The 21,597-nt window shown below is 69.7% G+C and carries 20 protein-coding genes and 1 riboswitch; of the genes, 16 read left to right on the forward strand and 4 right to left on the reverse strand.

The annotated features are described in order from the left end of the window. The 3 genes from IEY89_RS32270 to IEY89_RS32280 form a co-directional block, all read left to right on the forward strand. Positions 1-635: cytochrome c oxidase subunit I (locus IEY89_RS32270; RefSeq protein WP_189151075.1), on the forward strand; the 635-nt coding region annotated here is incomplete at its 5' end. Continuing rightward, a complete protein-coding gene (locus IEY89_RS32275) occupies positions 632-1,030 on the forward strand; it encodes a cytochrome c oxidase subunit 4 (protein ID WP_189151076.1) in 399 nt (132 codons plus the stop codon). The genes IEY89_RS32270 and IEY89_RS32275, both read left to right, overlap by 4 nt. Positions 1,031-1,160: 130 nt before the next feature. After that, a complete protein-coding gene (locus tag IEY89_RS32280) occupies positions 1,161-2,423 on the forward strand; it encodes a L,D-transpeptidase (RefSeq protein ID WP_189151077.1) in 1,263 nt (420 codons plus the stop codon). A 94-nt stretch (positions 2,424-2,517) separates the two neighbouring features. Here the strand turns inward: IEY89_RS32280 and IEY89_RS32285 are convergent, their stop codons facing one another. After that, positions 2,518-2,919, reverse strand: coding sequence for a response regulator (locus IEY89_RS32285; RefSeq protein WP_189151078.1), 402 nt, complete (start codon positions 2,917-2,919; stop codon positions 2,518-2,520). A gap of 189 nt (positions 2,920-3,108) precedes the next feature. Between IEY89_RS32285 and ctaE the strand changes: the two genes are divergently transcribed. From ctaE to IEY89_RS32315, 6 genes are all read left to right on the forward strand, one after another. Further along, positions 3,109-3,729 (forward strand): aa3-type cytochrome oxidase subunit III, encoded by a 621-nt coding sequence (ctaE, locus tag IEY89_RS32290; protein ID WP_189151079.1) that lies wholly within the window; start codon positions 3,109-3,111, stop codon positions 3,727-3,729. A gap of 82 nt (positions 3,730-3,811) precedes the next feature. Beyond that, positions 3,812-4,624 carry a cytochrome bc1 complex diheme cytochrome c subunit gene (qcrC, locus tag IEY89_RS32295; protein WP_189151080.1) on the forward strand — a complete coding sequence of 271 codons (813 nt, stop codon included), beginning with the start codon at positions 3,812-3,814 and terminating at the stop codon, positions 4,622-4,624. Then, the gene (gene qcrA / locus IEY89_RS32300) at positions 4,621-5,679 is read left to right on the forward strand and encodes a cytochrome bc1 complex Rieske iron-sulfur subunit (RefSeq protein WP_189151081.1); all 1,059 of its coding nucleotides are present in this window, start codon (positions 4,621-4,623) and stop codon (positions 5,677-5,679) included. The genes qcrC and qcrA overlap by 4 nt, the downstream gene beginning before the upstream one ends. Continuing rightward, on the forward strand, positions 5,676-7,316 hold the full coding sequence (gene qcrB, locus IEY89_RS32305; RefSeq protein ID WP_189151082.1) for a cytochrome bc1 complex cytochrome b subunit: 1,641 nt from the start codon (positions 5,676-5,678) through the stop codon (positions 7,314-7,316). The genes qcrA and qcrB overlap by 4 nt, the downstream gene beginning before the upstream one ends. A 144-nt stretch (positions 7,317-7,460) precedes the next feature. Then, positions 7,461-8,525 carry an anthranilate phosphoribosyltransferase gene (gene trpD, locus IEY89_RS32310; RefSeq protein WP_189151083.1) on the forward strand — a complete coding sequence of 355 codons (1,065 nt, stop codon included), beginning with the start codon at positions 7,461-7,463 and terminating at the stop codon, positions 8,523-8,525. A 99-nt stretch (positions 8,526-8,624) separates the two neighbouring features. Then, a riboswitch (SAM riboswitch) is annotated at positions 8,625-8,742 on the forward strand. 164 nt (positions 8,743-8,906) lie between these two features. Next, positions 8,907-10,295: an aminotransferase class V-fold PLP-dependent enzyme gene (locus tag IEY89_RS32315; protein WP_189151084.1), complete on the forward strand. Its 1,389-nt coding sequence runs from the start codon at positions 8,907-8,909 to the stop codon at positions 10,293-10,295. 164 nt (positions 10,296-10,459) lie between these two features. Here the strand turns inward: IEY89_RS32315 and IEY89_RS32320 are convergent, their stop codons facing one another. Continuing rightward, a complete protein-coding gene (locus IEY89_RS32320; protein ID WP_164314487.1) occupies positions 10,460-10,741 on the reverse strand; it encodes an Lrp/AsnC family transcriptional regulator in 282 nt (93 codons plus the stop codon). A 42-nt stretch (positions 10,742-10,783) separates the two neighbouring features. Beyond that, complete coding sequence (locus IEY89_RS32325) at positions 10,784-11,542, reverse strand: rhomboid family intramembrane serine protease (RefSeq protein ID WP_189151085.1); 759 nt, start codon at positions 11,540-11,542, stop codon at positions 10,784-10,786. A 159-nt stretch (positions 11,543-11,701) separates the two neighbouring features. On the opposite strand from IEY89_RS32325, the gene IEY89_RS32330 reads away from it, so the two are divergent. The 5 genes from IEY89_RS32330 (at position 11,702) to IEY89_RS32350 (ending at position 17,199) form a co-directional block, all read left to right on the forward strand. Continuing rightward, positions 11,702-11,941, forward strand: coding sequence for a hypothetical protein (locus IEY89_RS32330; RefSeq protein WP_164314491.1), 240 nt, complete (start codon positions 11,702-11,704; stop codon positions 11,939-11,941). A gap of 37 nt (positions 11,942-11,978) precedes the next feature. Next, positions 11,979-13,328 (forward strand): NYN domain-containing protein, encoded by a 1,350-nt coding sequence (locus IEY89_RS32335; RefSeq protein WP_189151086.1) that lies wholly within the window; start codon positions 11,979-11,981, stop codon positions 13,326-13,328. Positions 13,329-13,562: 234 nt separating this feature from the next. After that, positions 13,563-14,612: a C40 family peptidase gene (locus tag IEY89_RS32340; protein ID WP_189151087.1), complete on the forward strand. Its 1,050-nt coding sequence runs from the start codon at positions 13,563-13,565 to the stop codon at positions 14,610-14,612. Between the two features lie 256 nt (positions 14,613-14,868). Beyond that, complete coding sequence (locus IEY89_RS32345; protein ID WP_189151088.1) at positions 14,869-15,897, forward strand: C40 family peptidase; 1,029 nt, start codon at positions 14,869-14,871, stop codon at positions 15,895-15,897. A gap of 87 nt (positions 15,898-15,984) precedes the next feature. Next, the gene (locus IEY89_RS32350; protein ID WP_229695527.1) at positions 15,985-17,199 is read left to right on the forward strand and encodes a hypothetical protein; all 1,215 of its coding nucleotides are present in this window, start codon (positions 15,985-15,987) and stop codon (positions 17,197-17,199) included. Positions 17,200-17,291: 92 nt separating this feature from the next. On the opposite strand, the gene IEY89_RS32355 is transcribed toward IEY89_RS32350, so the two are convergent. Continuing rightward, positions 17,292-18,542: a glycosyltransferase 87 family protein gene (locus IEY89_RS32355; protein WP_189151089.1), complete on the reverse strand. Its 1,251-nt coding sequence runs from the start codon at positions 18,540-18,542 to the stop codon at positions 17,292-17,294. Positions 18,543-18,703: 161 nt separating this feature from the next. Between IEY89_RS32355 and IEY89_RS32360 the strand changes: the two genes are divergently transcribed. Next, on the forward strand, positions 18,704-19,846 hold the full coding sequence (locus IEY89_RS32360; RefSeq protein WP_189151090.1) for a glycosyltransferase family 4 protein: 1,143 nt from the start codon (positions 18,704-18,706) through the stop codon (positions 19,844-19,846). A gap of 79 nt (positions 19,847-19,925) precedes the next feature. Then, on the forward strand, positions 19,926-21,578 hold the full coding sequence (locus IEY89_RS32365; RefSeq protein WP_486389066.1) for a GMC oxidoreductase: 1,653 nt from the start codon (positions 19,926-19,928) through the stop codon (positions 21,576-21,578). Positions 21,579-21,597 lie beyond the last annotated feature (19 nt).

Raw genomic sequence — 21,597 nt, forward strand, 5'->3', positions numbered from 1 at the left:
GCTTCCTGATCACCTTCACCTTCGGTGGTCTGACCGGTGTCATCCTGGCGTCGCCGCCGATGGACTTCCATGTCTCGGACTCCTACTTCGTGGTGGCGCACTTCCACTACGTGGTGTTCGGGACGGTCGTGTTCGCGATGTTCTCCGGCTTCCACTTCTGGTGGCCGAAGATGACCGGCAAGATGCTCGACGAACGCCTCGGCAAGATCACCTTCTGGACGCTGTTCATCGGCTTCCACGGCACCTTCCTCGTCCAGCACTGGCTGGGCGCCGAGGGCATGCCGCGCCGGTACGCGGACTATCTCGCGGCCGACGGCTTCACCGCGCTGAACACGATCTCGACGATCAGCTCGTTCCTGCTCGGTCTGTCCGTGCTCCCGTTCTTCTACAACGTGTGGAAGACCGCGAAGTACGGCAAGAAGGTCGAGGTCGACGACCCGTGGGGTTACGGCCGCTCGCTGGAGTGGGCGACGTCCTGCCCGCCCCCGCGCCACAACTTCCTCACCCTGCCGCGTATTCGCAGTGAATCCCCGGCGTTCGACCTGCACCACCCCGAGATCGCGGCGCTCGACCAGCTGGAGAACGCCGGGCACGGCGAAAAGGCTCTCGCGGGCGGCAAGGAGGCGGGCAAGTGAAGGTCCAGGGCAAGATGTTCATCTGGCTCGCCGTCTTCGTCCTCGTCATGGCGATCGTCTACGGCGTGTGGTCGAAGGAGCCGGCGGGCACCACGGCGCTCTTCCTGGCCTTCGGCCTGTGCATCATGGTCGGCTACTACCTGGCCTTCACGGCCCGGCGGGTCGACGTGGGCGCCCAGGACGACAAGGAGGCGGACGTCGCGGACGACGCCGGTGAGGTCGGGTTCTTCAGCCCGCACAGCTGGCAGCCGCTCTCGCTGGCCATCGGCGGCGCGTTCCTGTTCCTGAGCGTCGCGATCGGCTGGTGGCTGGCGTACTTCGCCGCACCGCTGCTCCTGATCGGCCTGTGGGGCTGGGTCTTCGAGTACTACCGCGGTGAGAACCGCACCCAGTAACACGCTCGGTGCTCAGGGGAGCCCGGACACTCCGTCAGGAGGGTCCGGGCTCCCTCTTTTGCCACACCCCCGTTCCCTCGCACGGATCACCCGCCGCGCCGAGGCAGCCGCACGTTCTTAGCGTGAGTCCATGAGGCACTCACCGCGTAACCGTACGGTCGTCAGCTGCACGCTCCTGGTGGCCGCCCTGGGCGCTTCCACCACCGCCTGCGGCTCCGACGGCCATCCCCTCTCGGCGAAGCCGTACGACGCGGCTGAGCGGATCTCCTTCGGCGGCTCTCTCGGCGACGGCAGGAAGGCCGACCCGGACAAGCCCCTGGACGTCACCGTCGACGACTCCGACGACCGCATCACGGACGTCACCGCTGTCGACGCGGCCGGACGGTACGTGGCCGGCGAACTCTCCGCCGACGGCAGTCGCTGGCACAGCACCTCCCCCCTGGCCGCAGGCGCCCGCTACACGGTCCGGGTGAGCACGGAGGACGAGGACGGCGCCCCAGGCCGGAAGACCCTCACCTTCGACACCAGCAGGCCGACCACCAAGAAGCGCCTGAACGTCACCTTCGGCCCGAAGACGGGCACCTACGGCGTGGGCCAGCCGGTGACGGCCGAACTCAGCGAACCCGTACGGGGAAAGGCGCAGCGCGCGATAGTCGAGCGCGCCCTCAAGGTGGACTCGGCCCCCACCACCGAGGGCGCGTGGCACTGGGTGGACGACAGGAAACTCCACTACCGGCCCAAGGAGTACTGGCCCGCCCGGGCCACCGTCCAGGTGCGCAGCAACCTGCCCGGCATCAAGATCGCCGACCGGCTCTGGGGCGGCAGGGCCAAGCCCCTGACGTTCACCACCGGTGACCGGGTCATCGCCGTCACGGACGCGTCGACCCACGAGATGACCGTCTACAAGAACGACAAGGTGATCAACACCATCCCCGTCACGACGGGCAAGCCGGGCTTCGAGACCCGCAACGGCGTCAAGGTCGTGCTCGGCAAGGAGTACTTCGTACGCATGCGCGGCACCAGCATCGGCATAGCCGAGGGCAGCGCCGAGTCGTACGACCTGCCGGTCTACTACGCCACCCGGGTGACCTGGAGCGGCGAGTACGTCCACGCCGCCCCCTGGTCGGTGGGCTCCCAGGGCTCCGCCAACGTCAGCCACGGCTGCGTCGGCATGAGCACCGGCAACGCCGAGTGGTTCTTCGACAACGTCCGGGAGGGTGACGTCGTCAAGGTCGTCAACTCCTACGGCGACACCATGGAAACCTTCGGCAACGGCTTCGGCGACTGGAACCTGAACTGGAAGAAGTGGCAGACCGGCAGCGCCCTCACGAACGGCACGGCGACAGGCCCGGGACCTGAACAGACGGCAAGGCTGCGACCGGCGTCGGTCTGAGGGGCACGGGGCTGTGACATTTGCGGCTCCGCCGCGGGGCGCGACAAGCCACAGCGCCCCCGCACCCACCGAACAGACCAGTTGAACCGAGCTCTTAGGCGCTCAAGGCCTTCTTCGACCGCAGCAAGGAAGCCAACGCCGACGCGAACTCCACCGGATCCACCGGCAGGGTGACCGCGGCCTCGGCCCGGCTCCACGTCGCCAGCCACGCGTCCTGGGGCCGCCCGATCAGCAACAGCACCGGCGGACACTCGAAAACCTCGTCCTTGATCTGCCGGCACATGCCCATGCCCCCCATGGGCACGGCCTCACCGTCCAGCACACAGACATCGATTCCGCCCTTGTCCAGTTCCTTCAGGACGGCGGCGGGCGTCGCACACTCGAGGAACTCGACGACGGGAACGTCGGGAGCGGGGCGCCGTCCCGTCGCCAACCGCACCTGCTCGCGGGTGTTGGAGTCATCGCTGTAGACCAGCACCGTGGCGGTCGGCTGCATTGTTCCCTCCGAGACATCAGCGTCGTACGGACAGACGGACCGGGTCCGTTGGGCCGGATGCTACTCCTTCGGACCGCCTGTCTGAACACCGCTTGGACGCCTGTCCGATGGGCCATACGGGCTGGACACACCCCGCAGACACCCCGAACGGCACCCCCCGGCGTGAGGGCGGGATAAGCGACCGACATAATGTCGGTCGTGGCGACAGCAACGACAGTAGAAACCGGGCACGCGCACCCGTCGGTCAACCGGCCGAACCTCACCAGCGTCGGAACCATCATCTGGCTGAGTTCCGAGCTGATGTTCTTCGCGGCCCTCTTCGCGATGTACTTCACCCTGCGATCGGTGACCGGTCCGGATCACTGGAAGGAGATGGCGTCAAGCCTGAACTTCCCGTTCTCCGCGGCCAACACCACGATCCTGGTGCTCTCTTCCCTCACCTGCCAGCTCGGCGTGTTCGCCGCCGAGCGCGGTGACGTGAAGAAGCTCCGGATGTGGTTCATCGTCACCTTCGTCATGGGTGCGATCTTCATCGGCGGTCAGGTCTTCGAGTACACCGAGCTGGTCAAGCACGAGGGCCTCTCGCTCTCGTCCGACCCGTACGGCTCGGTGTTCTACCTGACCACCGGCTTCCACGGGCTGCACGTGACGGGCGGTCTCATCGCCTTCCTGTTCGTCCTCGGCAGGACGTACGCGGCACGAAGGTTCACCCATGAGCAGGCGACCGCCGCGATCGTCGTGTCCTACTACTGGCACTTCGTCGACGTCGTCTGGATCGGGCTCTTCGCCACGATCTACATGATCAAGTAGCCGGGCCGCCCGATCCTCGCATCGGGTCCGCCCGACACCTCCAGAAGACTCGACGCAGAAGATCCTGACACCGGGGTAATCCGTGAAAAAGCTCTCCGCACGACGACGCCATCCGATGGCGGCGGTCGTCGTCCTACTCATCGCGCTGGCGGCCATCGGGGGGCTGTACTCCGCTGTCGCGCCTACGGGCCAGGCGAAGGCCGATGAAACCGCCCAGTCCCTCACCATCACGGAGGGGCAGCGGCTCTACTCCGTGGGCTGCGCCAGCTGCCACGGCACCGGCGGTCAGGGCACCTCCGACGGTCCGAGCCTCGTGGGCGTGGGCGCCGCGGCGGTCGACTTCCAGGTGGCGACCGGCCGTATGCCTGCCGCGACCTCGCAGGGCGCGCAGATCCCGAAGAAGAAGAACATCTACTCGCAGGCCGAGATCGACCAGCTCGCGGCGTACATCGCGTCGCTGGGCACCGGTCCGTCCGTGCCGACCGAGGAGCAGTACGACCCCGACGGTGCGGACATCGCCAAGGGTGGCGAGCTGTTCCGCACCAACTGCGCCCAGTGCCACAACTTCACCGGCAAGGGCGGTGCGCTCACGCACGGCAAGTTCGCCCCGGACCTTGAGGGTGTCGACCCGAAGCACATCTACGAGGCCATGCAGACCGGCCCGCAGAACATGCCGTCCTTCCCCGACACGACGCTGTCGGAGAAGAACAAGAAGGACATCATCGCGTACCTCGACGCGGTCAACAGCGAGGACACCGTGGAGCCCGGCGGCCTCGGCCTGGGCGGTCTCGGACCGGTCAGCGAAGGCCTGTTCGCCTGGATCTTCGGCCTCGGAGCGCTCATCGCGGTCGCCGTCTGGGTCGCCGCTCGGACCGCAAAGGCCAAGAAGTCATGAGTAGCCAAGACATTCCAGAGAAGAACCTGCCAGCCGCGCAGGAGACCGAGCACGGTGCCGTGGGCGTCGCGGACGAGCAGAACCCGTTCGCGGACCCGGGGCTGCCGCCCCACGAACACCGCGTCCAGGACATCGACGAGCAGGCCGCCAAGCGGTCCGAGCGTGCGGTCGCCCTCATGTTCACGCTGTCGATGGTGGCCACCGTCGCCTTCATCGTCTCGTACGTGGCGATCCCGCACGACAAGGCGATCTACGTCTTCCCGATCGGGCACCTCAACGCGCTGAACTTCGCGCTGGGGCTCTCCCTCGGCCTGGCGCTCTTCCTGATCGGCGCGGGCGCGGTCCACTGGGCCCGCACCCTGATGTCCGACGAGGAGCTCGTCGACGAGCGGCACGCGATCTCCGCGCCGCCCGAGGTCAAGGCGAAGGTCCTGGCCGACTTCAGGCAGGGCGCGAAGGAGTCGGCGATCGGCCGGCGCAAGCTGGTCCGCAACACGATGTTCGGTGCGCTGGCCCTCTTCCCGCTCTCCGGCGTCATGCTGCTGCGCGACCTCGGCCCGCTGCCCGGCACGAAGCTGCGCCACACCCTGTGGTCCAAGGGCAAGCTGCTCGTCAACATGAACACGAACGAGCCGCTGCGTCCCTCGGACGTCGTGGTCGGTTCGCTGACCTTCGCCAAGCCCGAGGGCCTGGAGGAGCACGACCACGAGTTCCAGACCGAGATCGCCAAGGCCGCCCTCATGATCGTCCGTATCCAGCCGGACGACATCAAGGACAAGCGCGAGCTCGAGTGGTCCCACGAGGGCATCGTGGCGTACTCGAAGATCTGCACCCACGTCGGATGCCCGATCTCCCTGTACGAGCAGCAGACGCACCACGTGCTCTGCCCCTGCCACCAGTCCACCTTCGACCTCTCCGACGGCGCCCGGGTGATCTTCGGCCCCGCCGGTCACGCCCTGCCGCAGCTGCGCATCGGCGTGAACGACGAGGGCTACCTCGAGGCGCTCGGCGACTTCTCCGAGCCCGTCGGTCCTTCGTTCTGGGAGCGCGGATGAGCACTACGAAAAACTCCGACGCGCGCTCGTCGCGCGAGAAGGCACCGGCCGGCGAACGCGTCGCCGACTGGGCCGACGGCCGCCTGGGGATCTACTCCCTGGCCAAGGCCAACATGCGCAAGATCTTCCCCGACCACTGGTCGTTCATGCTCGGCGAAGTCTGCATGTACAGCTTCATCATCATCATCCTCACGGGTGTGTATCTGACGCTGTTCTTCCACCCGTCGATGAACGAGGTGGAGTACCACGGCAGCTACATCCCGCTGCAGGGCCAGCTGATGTCCGAGGCGTTCAACTCGACCATGCACATCTCCTTCGATGTGCGCGGTGGTCTGCTGATCCGGCAGATCCACCACTGGGCGGCGCTGATCTTCCTCGCCGGCATGTTCGTGCACATGATGCGCGTGTTCTTCACGGGTGCGTTCCGCAAGCCGCGTGAGGTCAACTGGCTGTTCGGGTTCCTGCTGTTCGTCCTGGGCATGTTCACCGGGTTCACCGGCTACTCGCTGCCGGACGACCTGCTCTCCGGCACCGGTGTGCGCTTCATGGAGGGCGCCGTCCTGTCCGTGCCGGTCGTGGGCACGTACCTGTCGTTCTTCCTCTTCGGCGGCGAGTTCCCGGGCGGCGACTTCGTGGCCCGGTTCTACTCGGTCCACGTACTGCTGCTGCCGGGCATCATGCTCGGCCTGATGGTGGCGCACCTGATCCTGGTCTTCTACCACAAGCACACGCAGTTCGCGGGCCCCGGAAAGACGAACAACAACGTCGTCGGTATGCCGCTGCTGCCGGTCTACATGGCCAAGGCCGGAGGCTTCTTCTTCCTGGTCTTCGGTGTCATCGCGGTCATCTCCGCCATCGCCACGATCAACCCGATCTGGTCCATGGGCCCGTACCGTCCGGACCAGGTGTCCACCGGCGCGCAGCCCGACTGGTACATGGGCTTCTCCGAGGGCCTGATCCGAGTCATGCCGGGCTGGGAGATCAACTTCTGGGGCCACACGCTCGTCCTGGGCGTGTTCATCCCGCTGATGATCTTCCCGCTGGTCCTGGTCGCGATCGCGGTCTACCCGTTCATCGAGTCCTGGGTCACCGGCGACAAGCGCGAGCACCACATCCTGGACCGCCCGCGCAACGTTCCGACGCGCACGGCCTTCGGTGTCGCGTGGATCACCTGGTACATGGTGCTGCTGATCGGTGGTGGAAACGACCTCTGGGCCACGCACTTCCACCTGTCGATCAACGCGATCACCTGGTTCGTACGGATCGCGTTCTTCGTCGCCCCGGTCCTCGCGTTCATCGTCACCAAGCGGATCTGCCTCGGCCTCCAGCGCCGCGACAAGGACAAGGTGCTGCACGGCCGCGAGTCGGGCATCATCAAGCGCCTGCCGCACGGTGAGTTCATCGAGGTGCACGAGCCGCTCAGCCAGGAGGCCCTGCACACGCTCACCGCGCACGAGCAGTACGAGCCGGCCATGATCGGCGCGACGGTCGACGAGAACGGTGTCGAGCGCAAGGTGAAGGGCACGGAGAAGCTGCGCGCCAAGCTCAGCAAGTCGTACTACGGCGAGGACAGCCAGATCCCCAAGCCGACAGCCGAGGAGTACAAGGAGATCACGAGCGGCCACGGCCACCACTGATCACCCCGCTTCGCCACACACGGCAGAAGGGCCCCGTCCGTACACCGGACGGGGCCCTTCGTCGTGCCGTCGGGCTGGATAGGGTGTTCCCATTCCCACCAGAAGTCCCGCGGAGTCCCGTCGGGACCGATCCAGGAGCGGCAGATGAGCGCTGTGAACCCCGCCGGAGGCGATACCGCGGCGGTCCGTTCCTGGCCCCGCGTGCTGAACGGGCTGCTCGACGGCCATGACCTGAGCGCCGCCGACACCGCCTGGGCGATGAACCTGATCATGCGCGGCGAGGCGACCGACGCGCAGATCGCCGGGTTCGTGGTGGCGCTGCGGGCCAAGGGCGAGACCGTCGAGGAGATCTCCGGGTTCGTCGACGCGATGTACGAGCACGCCAACGTGATCGAGGTGCCGGGGCCCACCGTCGACATCGTCGGCACCGGCGGCGACGGCGCCAACACGGTCAACATCTCCACCATGTCGGCGATCGTCATCGCCGGTACGGGCGCCAAGGTCGTCAAGCACGGCAACCGGGCGGCCTCCTCGGCCTCCGGGGCTTCGGACGTGCTGGGGCAGCTCGGGGTCAATCTGGAGCTGACCCCGAAGCGGGTTGCCGAGGTGGCGGAGGAGGCCGGGATCACCTTCTGCTTCGCGGCCAAGTTCCATCCGGCGATGCGTCATGTAGGCGCCGCACGCGGTCAGTTGGGCATCCGGACGGTCTTCAACATCCTGGGTCCGCTGACCAACCCGGCCAAGGTCAGGGCCCAGGCCGTCGGTGTCGCGCATCCCCGGATGGCGCCCATCGTCGCCGGTGTCTTCGCCGAGCGCGGCAACTCGTCCCTGGTGTTCCGGGGCGACGACGGCCTCGACGAACTGACGATCACCGCCACGTCCCGGGTGTGGGTCGTCCGGGACGGCAAGGTGACGGAGGAGGCCTTCGACCCGCGCGACGTCGGCATCGAGCTGGTCCCGGTGGAGGCCCTGCGCGGCGGTGACGCCTCCTACAACGCGGCGGTCGCCCGGCGGCTGCTGGACGGCGAGACCGGGCCCGTACGGGATGCCGTACTGCTCAACTCGGCGGCGGCGCTGGTGGCGCTGGACCCGGGGCAGGGCTCCCTGGCCGAGCAGATCGGCATCGGGATGGCGAAGGCGGCGGAATCCATCGACTCCGGGGCGGCGAAGAGGACGCTGGAGCGGTGGTCGGCGGCCACCAACGCGTAGCCGGCGCGTAGTCGCCGCTCAGCGGTTCCTGGCGAGGGACGTCCCGCGATCCGGACACGGGTTGCGGGGCGTCGATCACTTCACGTACGTTCTGTTCCAGGTCATGAGTGACAGTCATGAGGCCCCGGCCGACTGTCCGGCAACCCTCCGTCCGTGGCGGGGTGCCCCGGGATGAAGACCAGGCCGTAGGCAGCAAGGCTTACGGCAAGCGCGGGCCCCTCTCGACACCAGGGGTCCTGGTCGTTCGAGGGAGTCTTCCGTGAGCAAGCGAATGCGATAGGGCTGCCGAGCCCCGCCTCCACGCACCCTTTTCATCTTTTTCCTGTGCTGAGCCATGTCCGCTCGCACAGCGATTCCTCTTGCCTCTCACGGGAGTTCGCCATGTCTGTCTCCACCGTCGCCGTCGACCAGGCAGTTTGCTGTGACATTTCCGGACCTCTGCCCGTTCTGGGCCGCGATGTCACCGTCCCGCTCGTCACCGGCGGCGAGGTCACCTACGCCGCGCTCGACTACGCCGCCAGCGCCCCCGCGCTCCAGCGGGTCTGGGACGACGTGGCCGCGTACGCGCCCTACTACGGCAGTGTGCACCGGGGGGCCGGCTACCTCTCCCAGCTGTCGACGGACCTCTTCGAGAACGCCCGCAGGACGGTCACCGAGTTCCTGGACTGCCGCGCCGACGACCAGCTGATCTTCACCCGGTCCACGACCGACTCCCTCAACCTCCTCGCCGCCGCCCTCCCCGACGGCTGCCAGGTCTTCGTCTTCGAGACCGAGCACCACGCCTCCCTGCTGCCCTGGCGGGACGCCCAGGTCACCTACCTCGACGCCCCGCGCACCCCTCGGCAGGCCGTGGCCACCCTTGAGGAGGCCCTCGCCGCCCGTACCGCGTCTGGCCAAGAGGGCCAGGGCCCGGCCCTCGTCTGCGTCACCGGCGCCTCCAACGTCACCGGCGAGCTGTGGCCCGTACGGGAGCTGGCCGCCGTCGCCCACGCGCACGGCGCGCGGATCGTCCTCGACGCCGCCCAGCTGGCCCCGCACCACCCGGTCTCCGTCCAGGACCTGGACGTCGACTGGGTCGCCTTCTCCGGCCACAAGCTGTACGCGCCCTTCGGCTCCGGTGTCCTGGCGGGCCGCGCGGACTGGCTGCGCGCCGCCGACCCGTACCTCGCCGGTGGTGGCGCCAGCCGCAAGGTCGCACGGCGCACGGACGGGGGAGTGGACGTGGAGTGGCACGACACCGCGGCCCGGCACGAGGCCGGCTCGCCGAACGTCATCGGCGCCTACTCGATCGCCGCCGCCTGCAACGCCCTCACGGAGGCCGGCTTCGACACCCTGGTGGCCCGGGAGCAGCACCTGATCGACACCGTGCGGGCGGGTCTCGCCGAAGTGCCCGAGGTCCGGGTTCTCTCGCTGTTCGGCGACGACGCGCCGCGCGTCGGAGTCATCTCGTTCGTCGTCGAGGGGTGGAACAGCTCGCACTTCGCCGCGGCGCTCTCCGCGGAGTACGGGATCGGGGTGCGCGACGGGCTGTTCTGCGCGCATCCGCTGGTGCGGACGCTGCTGGGCAGTGACCCGCAGACGCAGGGGGAGTGCGGCGCCCCCGAGGCCGCCCCCGGTGAGAAGTCGCTCAACGCGATTCGGGTGAGCTTCGGTGCGGGTACCCCCGACGAGCACGTCGAGCGGTTTGTCGGTGCGGTGAAGGAGCTTGTGCGGGACGGGGCTCGGTGGCAGTACCGGACCGAGGACGGGCGTTGCGTTCCGGCGGTTTGATCGCCCCCGCCGCCCCTACCCGTCCCGTCCTGTTTCTGGGGGCTCTGCCCCCGGGCCCCCTTCGCGCTGAACGCGCTCGTCCTCAAACTCCCCCAGAGGGGGACCCCAGACGGGCTGGATGGTGCCGGACGGCGCTGGAAGGGTGAACCGGACGGGCTGGGAGGTCAGCTGTCCAGGCCGATCGCGAACGCCGCCTCCAGGTCGTGCTGGGAGTACGTCCGGAACGCCACGTGGGTGTCCGTCGCCTCCACGCCCGGGATCTTGCTGATGCTGCCGGGGATGATCTCCGCCAGGTCCTCGTGGGCCTTGACGCGGACCATCGCGATCAGGTCGTACGTACCGGTGACGGAGAAGACCTCGCTCACGCTGTCCAGCGCGGCGATCGACTCCGCGATCTCGGGAATCCGGTCCACGCTGGTCTTGATGAGCACGATCGCGGTGATCACGGCTGGTTCTCTCCCTCGGGGCCCGCTGCTGAGGATCTCACCCTACTCGCGGTCCAGCCGGCCCGGTTGCTGTGCCTTCCCGGGGGACGCCTCCCGGGAAGGCACAGCGGCGGTACGCCGATGTCGCACCCACGCGTAGGCGAAGCCCAGCCCGAACCCCACCACGTGCGCCAGATACGCCACCCCGGGCCCGGAGGACGCCCGGCCCGCCGCCACCCACTGGAGGGCCGCCCAGAACGGCAGGGTCAGCCAGGCCGGGAAGCGCAGGGGGAGGAAGAAGAGGAACGGGAAGAGGCTCGTGACGCGGGCCCTGGGGAACAGGTACAGGAACGCGCCCAGGATCGCCGAGATCGCGCCTGACGCCCCCACCAGCGTCTGCTGCGAGCCGGCGTTGGCGGCGGCGTACCCCAGCAGGGCCAGGTAGCCGCAGCCCAGGTAGAAGAGGGTGAACTCCAGGTGCCCGAGGCGTTCCTCCGTCATGGCGCCGAAGACGTAGAGGAAGAGCATGTTGCCCAGCAGGTGGACCCAGCTGCCGTGCACGAACAGTGCCGTGGCAGGGGTGAGCGTGGCCCGCGGGGCGCCGGTGAAGAGGTCGGCGGGGACCACGCCCCAGCGGCGGAAGTAGGCCCGCTGGGCGGCCAGCAGGGCATCCCCGGTGCCGTACCCGGGGTTCAGGCCCGAGGCGGGGCCGATGACGAAGAGCAGACAGCAGACGGCGATCAGCCCGTACGTCACCGGCGCCGACTGGGCACGGACCGATCTGCGGACCGCGGGACGCCACTTCTCGAACTCGCCGATCATGGACACAGAGCATGACGTAACGGGACCGAACGGCGCAGACCGCCTCGCCGCTGTGGGCGGACGGGCGGTGGATACCCGCCAGGCCTTAGGGTTACGAGCCACATGCTCCAGGGAAACTGGCGCGGCACGGATACTAGAAGGAAAGCGAACATATCCACGATGACGGTTCCTCTGCCTACCGACTCGACCCGGTGGCGCTGTGCTCTCTGCGGCAACCTCACGCGTTTCGACGTGACCCGCTCCTCCAAGGTCGTGGAGTACGTGCACCTCGACCTTGCCGGAGACCCGAAGGTGGAGGAGCGCGAGGTGGTCAGTGAGACCATCGAGTCGGTGCGCTGCCGTTGGTGCAACGCCGTGGATCAGGTCGAGCTCGTGGACAGGCCGGGCGCCGGCTCCTGACGGGAGCGGCCCGCACAGGAACTGGTTGGGGTGACGGATGGTGGAGACCACGGGCGGGGAGCCGGGCGACGGCGCCGCCGAGGTGCTCGACCGCCCGCTGCCCGACGGCGTGCGCAGGCGCGTCGTGCAGATCGTCTCCGACGGGTTCGGCGGACTCACCGTCGCCGAGCTGCCCGCCCAGTTGCGGCAGTACGCGCGGTTCGCGCCCAATCGGCGGGCCAAGTTCGCCGGCAACGCCATGGCCGCCGCGCTGGAGACCGACACGCTGTTCCGGCAGCGCATCGGGGAGAAGCTCAGGGAGGCCCAGCCGGAGCTGGCCGGGGCTCTCGACGCCGGTTCGCCACCCCCGGCCGCCGATCCGCTGGACGTGGCCGCCGCGGCCTATGTGCTGCGCCCCACGGGCTGGGTGAAGCTCGTCACCGCGGCCGGCGAGGAGGCGCAGCGCGCCGACGCCGAGCGCGCCGACGACGAGAGCCGGGCCGAACTGGAGCGGCTGCGCGAGGAGTTGACCGCCGCCCGCGACCACACCCGCAGCGAGACCGAGCGGCTGCGTACGGAGCTGGAGTCGGCGAGGAAGGAAGCCGAATCGCTCCACCGCAAGCTGCGCGCCGCGCTCAGTGACGTCAAGCGCGGCGAGGCCGCCCTGCGCAAGGTGCACGCCGAGATGGAGACCGTGCGCACCGAGGGGCACACGCACGTCTCCGCGGCCGAGAGCGAGGCCCGGCGGCTCAAGGGGCGGCTGAGCGAGGTGGAGGCGGCGCTGGAGGCCAGCAGACGCGCCGTCCGGGAGGGACGAAGCGTCGAGGACATGCGCGTACGGCTGCTGCTGGACACGGTGCTCGACGCGGCCCAGGGGCTGCGGCGGGAGCTGGCGCTGCCGCCGGTGTCGGTGCGGCCGGCCGAGACCGTGGACGCGGTCGAGCCGGGGCGGATGACACCGAAGGACATCGCCGCCCGGGCGCTGTCCGAGAACGATCCGGCGATTCTCGACCAGTTGCTCGCGCTGCCGCAGGCGCATCTGGTCGTCGACGGCTACAACGTGACGAAGACCGGCTATCCGCAGATGCCGTTGGAGAAGCAGCGGCTGCGGCTGCTGGGGCAGTTGTCGCAGCTCGCCGCGCAGACCGGGGCCGAGGTCACCTGTGTCTTCGACGGGGCCGAACTGGCCGCTCCGGTGCTGCTGGCGCCGCCGCGCGGGGTGCGGGTGCTGTTCTCCAAGGCCGGTGTCACCGCCGACGAGCTGATCCGTCAGCTGGTGCGCGCGGAACCGCCCGGCCGGCCGGTCATCGTCGTGTCGACGGACCGCGAGGTGGCCGACGGGATCGCCAAGGCGGGTGCCCGGCCGGTGGCTTCGGTGGTGCTGCTGAAGCGGTTCTCGCGCGGCTGACGGCAGTCGGCAACATACGGGCGCAATGACCGAATTGACGGAAGTGTCACGCAACGTAGCGTCAATCGAGCATTGCTGTATGTGTGTTGTGTGTAAAAAATGCGATGAGTGACAAACATTTTTCTCTTCAGGATTTGAAGTGATCACGGAGAGGTCACTAAGGTCAGGCCTCGAACCTCCGCTCGGGTGATCACTCAAAGGGAGTGACAGCGGGAGAAGAAGGAGTTCGCCTCCGTGGCGTCCCATCGTCGACCGAAGCAGCCGAGCCGCACCCGCGTGACCGTGCTCACCACCGCCGCGGCTGCCGCCGTGGCCCTCAGCGCCAACGCCGCCAACGCGGCGCCGAGCGAGAAGCCGAGCAAGGACGAGGTCAAGGCCAAGGTCGACAAGCTCTACGAGCAGGCGGAGCAGGCCACCGAGAAGCTCAACGGGGCCGAGGAGAAGCAGGACCGGCTGGAGAAGGAGATCTCCACCCTCCAGGACAACGTCGCCCGCGGCCAGGAAGAGCTCAACGAGCTGCGCGACGGCCTCGGACTCGCCGCCGCCGCCCAGTACCGCAGCGGCAGCATCGACCCCTCCGTGCAGCTTTTCCTCTCCGCCGACCCGGACGACTACCTCGACAAGGCGTCCACGATGGACCAGCTGAGCGCTCAGCAGGTCGACTCGCTCAAGAAGGTCCAGGAGAAGCAGCGCTCGCTCGCCCAGCAGCGCTCCGAGGCCGGCGAGAAGCTCCAGGACCTCGCGGACACCCGCACCGAGCTGGCCAAGAAGAAGAAGGAAGTCCAGGGCAGGCTCGCCGAGGCGCAGAAGCTCCTCAACTCCATGACGGCCGCGGAGAAGGCGGCCCTCGCCGCCGCCGACGCCCGCGCCAGCCGGGCCAGCGAGCGCGCCGTCCTCAGCGATGCGGGCTCGGGCAGTTCGGGCTCGGCCGTCACGGGCCGCGCCGGTTCCGCGTACGCCGCCGCGCAGAGCGTGATCGGCTCGCCGTACGTCTACGGTGCCTCCGGCCCCAGCTCCTTCGACTGCTCGGGTCTCACCTCGTGGGCGTTCGCCCAGGCCGGCATCCAGATACCCCGGACCTCGCAGGCACAGGCCAACGCCGGTACCCGCATCTACTCGCAGAGCGATCTCCAGGTCGGTGACCTGGTCATCTTCTACGGCGACCTGCACCACGTCGGCTTCTACGCCGGCAACGGCCAGGTCCTGCACAGCCCGCGCACCGGAGCGGTCGTGCGGTACGAGTCGATCGACAACATGCCGTACCAGTTCGGCGTGCGGATCTGATCCGCTCTTCGACGGATCGGATCGTCGTACTCCTTCCGGGTCTGTTCAAGATCAGGACACGTTGACGCCCGAACGGGCGAATCACGACACCGTCCGCTGACCCCGCGCCCCGCCCGTGACCTGCGTCATAGGCGGGGCGTCACCGTGTGTGGCCGCCGAGGTCTTTGGCCCGCACGTAGTCGCACGACTACTGTCTGGCGCGCCCCCAATACCGGGGGAGCACATGCGTCCGCCAGCGGAAGGAGTGCGGCTTCTCGTGGGGTTCCATCGCCGCCTTGCACCGTCCGGGTTCGACCGGGGAGCCAGCGCCGCAGGCGCCGCCCTCACCGTGCTGTCCGCCGCAGCCGCGGCTCTCGGCGCCGCCGTGCCGTCGGCGACCGCCGCGCCGACCGACCACACCCGGGCCGAGGTGGACCGGCTCTACGCGGCGGCCGAGAAGGCCACCGAGTCCTACAACCGGGCCGACGAGCGCGCCGACACGCTCCGCGCGCAGGTGACCAGGGCGCAGGACCGGATCGCGCGGCAGCAGTTGCGCATCAACACCATGCGGGAGGCGCTCGGTTCGCTCGCGGGCGCCCAGTACCGGGCCGGAGGCCTGGACCCCTCGCTGGCGCTGCTGTTCTCCGACGACCCGGACGAGTACCTGGAGAAGGCCGCCGCGCTCGACCGGATCAACCTCCACCAGGCCGGTGAGCTCAAAGAACTCCAGGCGGCCATGCGGGAACTCGCCCAGGAGCGCACGGAGGCCACCGGCAAGCTCCGCGAGCTCGACCGCAGCCGCAAGGCGGTCGCCGCGCACAAGCGGACCGTCGAACAGAAGCTGGCGAAGGCGCGGGCGCTGCTCAACTCGCTGCCGTCCGCCGACCGGGCCGCCTACGACCGGGCCTCCCGGTCCGACCGCACCGACCTGCCCGACCTCGGCAACTCCGCCGCGCCGAGCGCCCGTGCGGCAGCCGCCGTCGCCGCGGCCCGGGCGGCGCTGGGCAGTCCGTACGTCTGGGGCTCCAACGGGCCCTCCGGCTTCGACTGTTCGGGCCTGATGCAGTGGTCGTACGCGAAGGCCGGGGTCTCCCTGCCCCGTACCTCGCAGGCGCAGCGGTACGCCGGGCAGCAGGTCCCGCTCTCCCAGGCCCAGCCCGGCGACCTGGTCACGTACCGGTCCGATGCCAGTCATGTCGGGATGTACGTGGGCAACGGCCAGGTGATCCACGCCCCCTACCCGGGCGCGCCGGTGCGGTACGACCCGGTGGGCATGATGCCCGTCTCGTCGGTCACCAGGGTCTGAGCAGGGAGGGTCCGAGCGGCGAGATCCGTACGTCCGGAGCGTCCCCTTCCCCGAACTTCCCGACAATCGGCCCGTACGATCGTCGGCGTGGCTGGTCGTAGGCGTGCGTGGGACGCGTGGCGGGTCCGGGGCGTGGCGCTCTGGCTGCTGCTCGGCGCGCTCGTCTCCCTCGTCGCGTGCGGCGGCGGCCGGTCGGCGACCGACACCGCGTCCGCCGACGTACGGCGGCTGCTGGACCGGCGGGCCGCGGCCGTCCTCGCCGGTGACGCACCGGCGTACGAGCGGACCGGAGCGCCCGCCGGGTTCACGCGGCTGCGCGCGCTCCCGCTGGCGGCCTGGTCGTACCGTCTGATCGCCCTGCACGGCACCGACGGTGGCGTGGTCACCGCCGATGTGGAGCTGAGCTACCGCGTCGAGGGCATCGACAAGGCCCCCGTGAAGGTCGGGCGCACCCTGAGCCTCACCGAGCGGGACGACGGCCGGTGGTACGTCGACCACGACAAGCCCGCGCGGCAGACGGGCCAGCAGCTGTGGGACCAGGGGACCGTACGGGCCGTACGCGGGGCGCGCAGCCTCGTCCTGGGGGTGGGGCAGTCACCGGACTCCCTGCGCCGTTACGCGGGCTTCGCGGACCGGGCCGTGCCGGCGGTGACCCAGGCGTGGGGCGGGGCCTGGACGAAGCGGGTCGTGGTCCTCGTTCCGAAGTCGCTGGAAGGGATGGCGGGGCTGCTCGGATCGCCGGCCTCCGCGTACCGGGGGATCGCGGCGGTCACGACCGGGGAGGTGGGCGGATCGCCGCGGGCACCCGCGGACCGGATCATCGTCAACCCCGAGGCGTACGGCGTGCTCGGCGACTTCGGCAAGCAGGTCGTGCTCACCCACGAGACCACGCACGTGGCGACCCGTACCGCCACCACGGCGGCCACGCCCCTGTGGCTCTCCGAGGGGTACGCGGACTGGGTCGGCTACCGGTCCACGGGCCGTACGGCCGTCCAGGCGGCCCCCGAACTGGCCCGCGCCGTGGCATCCGGCGACGTACCGGACGCGCTGCCCGAGGACGCGGACTTCGGCTTCGGCGGGGACGCGGCGAACCTGGCCCAGTCGTACGAGGGCGGCTGGCTGGCGTGCCGGCTGATCGCCGACCGGTGGGGTGAGGTGCGGCTCGGTGAGTTCTACCGGGCTGTGGGGGCGCACAGGACGCGGGCGGGCGCGGTCGAGGGGGCGATGGCGAACGTACTGGGGACGACGCGGGGGGAGTTCACGGAGTTGTGGCGGGACTATCTCCGGGCTCAACTCGCGTAGTTCCTCGCCCCCGCCGCCTCTGCCCGTCGCATCCCGCCCCCAGAGGGGGGACCCCCGGACGGGCTGGATGATGCCGGCCGGGGCGAAAGGTGTCAGGGGGAGCCCAAGGTCTCCTTCTCGCGGGTCGGCTGGTCCGGGATCGCAGGGAGCTGGGCCCGGGGCGGGGCGGTCGTGCGCCACAGCTCCAGGGCCGCCGTGAGGGCCGCGACGACCAGGAGGCCGTTGCGGGTGAACAGGAGGGCCATGCCGTAGGCGTCGCTGGCGACCACGTGTCCGAAGCCGACGGGGAACTCCAGGACCGTCACCAGGCAGGCGACGACGACCAGGGTGGCGGGCAGGGTCATCGGGCTGGCCCGGAAACAGAGGCAGACGGCGGCGAGGCCGACCAGCCACACCATGTACTGCGGGCTGATCACCCGGCTGGTCACCGTGAACAGCAGCACCGCCACGAAGGCGGCGTCCGCGAGGGTGTGCGGCAGGAAGCGGGTGGCCCGCAGCCGCCACAGCAGCAGCCAGCCGAAGGCGGCCACGGTCAGCAGCAGCGCCACCGTGCTCACCGTCTTCACGAACGGGCCCAGGAACTCGATGGAGCCGTAGTTCAGCGCCACCCGGCCCTCCCAGCCGAAGTGCCGGCCGACATGGAAGACGAGGGCGCCCAGCGACTCCACCTCGGTGCCCCGGTCGCCCTGGAAGGTCAGGAAGGCGAAGGCGCCGGGCATGGTCACCGCGAACAGAGACGCCAGCGCGGCCACCGTGACGGCCGCCGAGGCCCACGCACGCCGTTGTACGGCCCCCACCAGCAGCAGCGCGGGCCAGACCTTCAGCAGCGCCCCGAAGCCCGCCAGGGCGCCCATCAGGCGCGGACGCCGGGCCCCGGCGAGCAGCGCGGCCACCGCCACGGCGGTCACCATCACGTCGTAGCGGGCGTACACGGTCGGGCCCAGCAGCGGTACGCCCACCACCCACGCCCAGGCGCCGCGCGGCGTCCGGCCGGGGCGCCCGCCCGCGTGGCGGAGCAGGGAGAGGACGACCAGGTCGGCGAGGAGGGCCAGGACGAAGAACGCCGACGCGTAGTCCAGGAACGGCAGGGCGCCGGGGGAGAGGATCGCGAGGGCGGCTGCGGGCGGGTACTGCCAGGTGACGTCGGCCAGCGGGAAGGTGCCGTCGCGCAGCACCTCGTACCAGCCGTGATAGATCACCGAGACGTCGCTGGTGACGTCCGGGCCGGGGAAGACGAACACCTTGAACACGAACAGCAGCAGGAGCAGCCGGGTCAGACCCCAGGTGCCCAGTAGTGCCACGGGGAGCCGCAGCCGCTTTCTGTCCGCGATGTCCACGTACATCCCTGTCCGTTCCTCATGGCTGGTTCTTCGTGGCCGATTATCCGCGTCAACCGGTGCGCGGCCATGATCTCCCGCTCGGCTGTGCGAATGCCATCAAGCGGGGCCGGACACCTGTGAGGGTTCTGGGAGGGTGTGGGAGACGGTTCGGTAGGGTCGGCGGCGTGCACAAGACCCTGATCGTGACGAACGACTTCCCGCCTCGTCCGGGCGGTATCCAGGCCTTCCTGCACAACATGGCGCTGCGGCTCGACCCCGACCGGGTCGTTGTCTACGCCTCCACCTGGAAGCGGGGTCCCGAGGGCGCCCGGGCCACGGCCGCCTTCGACGCCGAGCAGCCCTTCGCCGTCGTACGGGACCGGACGACGATGCTGCTGCCGACGCCGGCGGTCACCGGGCGGGCCGTCGGGCTGCTGCGTGAACACGGGTGCACCTCGGTGTGGTTCGGGGCGGCGGCGCCGCTCGGGCTGATGGCCCCGGCCCTGCGCAAGGCGGGCGCCGAACGGCTGGTGGCGACGACCCACGGTCACGAGGCGGGGTGGACGCAACTGCCGGCGGCGCGTCAACTGCTGCGCAGGATCGGCGAGTCGACGGACACGATCACCTACCTCGGCGAGTACACGCGGTCGCGGATCGCCGGCGCGCTGACCCCGGCGGCGGCCCGGCGGATGGTCCAACTGCCGCCCGGGGTCGACGAGAAGACCTTCCACCCGGAGTCGGGGGGCGCCGCGGTCCGCGCCCGGCTCGGGCTCACCGACCGGCCCGTGGTCGTGTGCGTCTCACGGCTGGTCCCGCGCAAGGGGCAGGACACGCTGATCCTGGCGATGCCCCGCATCCTCGCGGTCGAGCCGGAGACGGTCCTGCTGATCGTCGGCGGCGGGCCCTACGCGCGGGAGCTGCGCAAGCTCGCGCACGAGACAGGCGTCGCCGACTCGGTCCGCTTCACCGGCCCGGTGCCCTGGGCCGAGCTGCCCGCCCACTACGGCGCCGGTGACGTCTTCGCGATGCCGTGCCGGACGCGCCGGGGCGGTCTGGACGTCGAGGGGCTCGGGATCGTGTACCTGGAGGCGTCCGCGACGGGGCTGCCGGTGGTCGCCGGTGACTCGGGGGGTGCGCCGGACGCGGTCCTGGACGGCGAGACCGGCTGGGTGGTGCGCGGCAGCTCCGTGGAGGAGGCCGCCGACCGGATCACCGTGCTGCTGGGCGACGCCGAACTGCGCGCCCGGATGGGGGAGCGGGGGCGGGCCTGGGTCGAGGAGAAGTGGCGCTGGGACCTGCTGGCGGAGAGGCTGAGGGCGCTGCTGTGACGGCGGGCGTCCGCGCCGGCGAACTTGTGCAGGTACGCACCTACTAGGCGGAACCCGAAATTCCGCCGATGCTGCGGGCATGACAGAAAAGGTGATACACCGTCAGTTGACGCAGCATCAGCTGACGAGACGTCAAATACTGGGCATGGCCGCCTTCCAGACGGCCGCCGCCCTCGGATTCACCCGCGTCGGCCTTCAGTCGGCCCAGGCCGTCGAACCCGCCGCCGTCGAGTCCGCCCCCGCGATCGTCATCGGCTCCGGATACGGCGGCGCCGTCGCCGCCCTCCGCCTCGGCCAGGCCGGCATCCGCACCCTCGTCATCGAGATGGGCCGCCTCTGGAACACGGCGGGTCCCGACGGCAAGGTCTTCTGCTCCACCGCCGCCCCCGACAAGCGCTCCATGTGGTTCAAGACCCGCACCGAGGCGCCCCTCGCCAGCTTCCTGTGGCTGGACGTCGTCAACAGGGACATCACCCCCTACCCCGGCGCCCTGGACCGCGTCCACTACAACGACATGTCCGTGTTCCTCGGCCGCGGGGTCGGGGGTGGTTCGCTGGTCAACGGCAGCATGGCCGTCACCCCGCTCCAGTCGTACTTCGCCGAGCAGTTCCCCGGCGTCAACGCCACCGAGATGTACGGCACTTACTTCCCGAGAGCCCGCGCGATGCTCGGCGTCAACAGCGTCGACCCCGCCTGGTTCGAGTCCACGGAGTGGTACCGCTTCACCCGGATCTCCCGCAAGCACGCCGAGAAGACGGGCCTGAGGACCACCTTCGTCCCGAGCGTCTACGACTTCGAGTACATGCGGCGCGAGGCGGCCGGCACCGCGACCAAGTCCGCGCTCGGCCAGGAGGTCATCTACGGCAACAACCACGGCAAGCGCAGCCTCGACAAGACGTACCTCGCCTCGGCACTGGGCACCGGCAACGTCACCATCACCACCATGGAGCGGGTCAGGGCGATCACCCGGGCCGCCGACGGGACGTACGTCCTGACCGCCGACCGGATCGACGACACCGGTGCGGTCGTCCAGACCAAGCAGTACGGGTGCACCTATCTGTTCCTCGGCGGCGGCAGCATCGGGACCACCGAACTCCTCGTCCGGGCCCGGGAGACGGGCGCGCTGCCCGCGCTCAACGCCAGCGTGGGGGCCGGGTGGGGCACCAACGGCAACGTGATGCTCGGGCGCGCCAACCATCTGTGGGACACGGTCGGGGCGAACCAGTCGACGATGCCGGTCATGGGCATCGACGACTGGGCCAACACCGCCAACCCCGTCTTCGCCGAAATAGCCCCGCTGCCCACGGGGTTGGAGCACTGGGTGAGTCTCTATCTGGCGCTCACCAAGAACCCGGAGCGGGCGTCGTTCACCTACGACGCGGCGACCGACTCGGCGCGGCTCGGCTGGAGCGCCGCCCAGAGCGCGGTGTCCGTCGCCATGGCCAAGAAGCTGTTCGACCGGATCAACGCGGCCAACTCCACCATCTACCGGTACGACCTGTTCGGCTCCGGCAACAAGGTGTTCGCCGACGACTTCACCTACCACCCGCTGGGCGGCTGCGTGTTGGGCAAGGCGACCGACAACTACGGGCGAGTGAAGGGGTATTCGAAGCTGTACATCACCGACGGCTCGCTGGTGCCCGGCTCGATCGGGGTGAACCCGTTCGTGACGATCACCGCGCTCGCGGAACGGACGATGGCGCGGGTCCTCGCCGAGGACACCGCGCCATGACGTTCAGCAGGACCGGTTG

The organism is Streptomyces lacrimifluminis, from assembly GCF_014646095.1.
In the GTDB taxonomy this organism is placed as follows: Bacteria; Actinomycetota; Actinomycetes; order Streptomycetales; family Streptomycetaceae; genus Streptomyces; species Streptomyces lacrimifluminis.

What these genes read in the sequence shown, in the direction of transcription:
- IEY89_RS32280 (WP_189151077.1), top strand. Translation starts at nt 1,161, where the DNA reads ATGAGGCACTCACCGCGTAACCGTACGGTCGTCAGCTGCACGCTCCTG.
- IEY89_RS32285 (WP_189151078.1), bottom strand. Translation starts at nt 2,919, where the DNA reads ATGCAGCCGACCGCCACGGTGCTGGTCTACAGCGATGACTCCAACACC.
- ctaE (WP_189151079.1), top strand. Translation starts at nt 3,109, where the DNA reads ATGTCGGTCGTGGCGACAGCAACGACAGTAGAAACCGGGCACGCGCAC.
- qcrA (WP_189151081.1), top strand. Translation starts at nt 4,621, where the DNA reads ATGAGTAGCCAAGACATTCCAGAGAAGAACCTGCCAGCCGCGCAGGAG.
- qcrB (WP_189151082.1), top strand. Translation starts at nt 5,676, where the DNA reads ATGAGCACTACGAAAAACTCCGACGCGCGCTCGTCGCGCGAGAAGGCA.
- trpD (WP_189151083.1), top strand. Translation starts at nt 7,461, where the DNA reads ATGAGCGCTGTGAACCCCGCCGGAGGCGATACCGCGGCGGTCCGTTCC.
- IEY89_RS32315 (WP_189151084.1), top strand. Translation starts at nt 8,907, where the DNA reads ATGTCTGTCTCCACCGTCGCCGTCGACCAGGCAGTTTGCTGTGACATT.
- IEY89_RS32325 (WP_189151085.1), bottom strand. Translation starts at nt 11,542, where the DNA reads ATGATCGGCGAGTTCGAGAAGTGGCGTCCCGCGGTCCGCAGATCGGTC.
- IEY89_RS32330 (WP_164314491.1), top strand. Translation starts at nt 11,702, where the DNA reads ATGACGGTTCCTCTGCCTACCGACTCGACCCGGTGGCGCTGTGCTCTC.
- IEY89_RS32335 (WP_189151086.1), top strand. Translation starts at nt 11,979, where the DNA reads ATGGTGGAGACCACGGGCGGGGAGCCGGGCGACGGCGCCGCCGAGGTG.
- IEY89_RS32355 (WP_189151089.1), bottom strand. Translation starts at nt 18,542, where the DNA reads ATGTACGTGGACATCGCGGACAGAAAGCGGCTGCGGCTCCCCGTGGCA.
- IEY89_RS32365 (WP_486389066.1), top strand. Translation starts at nt 19,926, where the DNA reads ATGACAGAAAAGGTGATACACCGTCAGTTGACGCAGCATCAGCTGACG.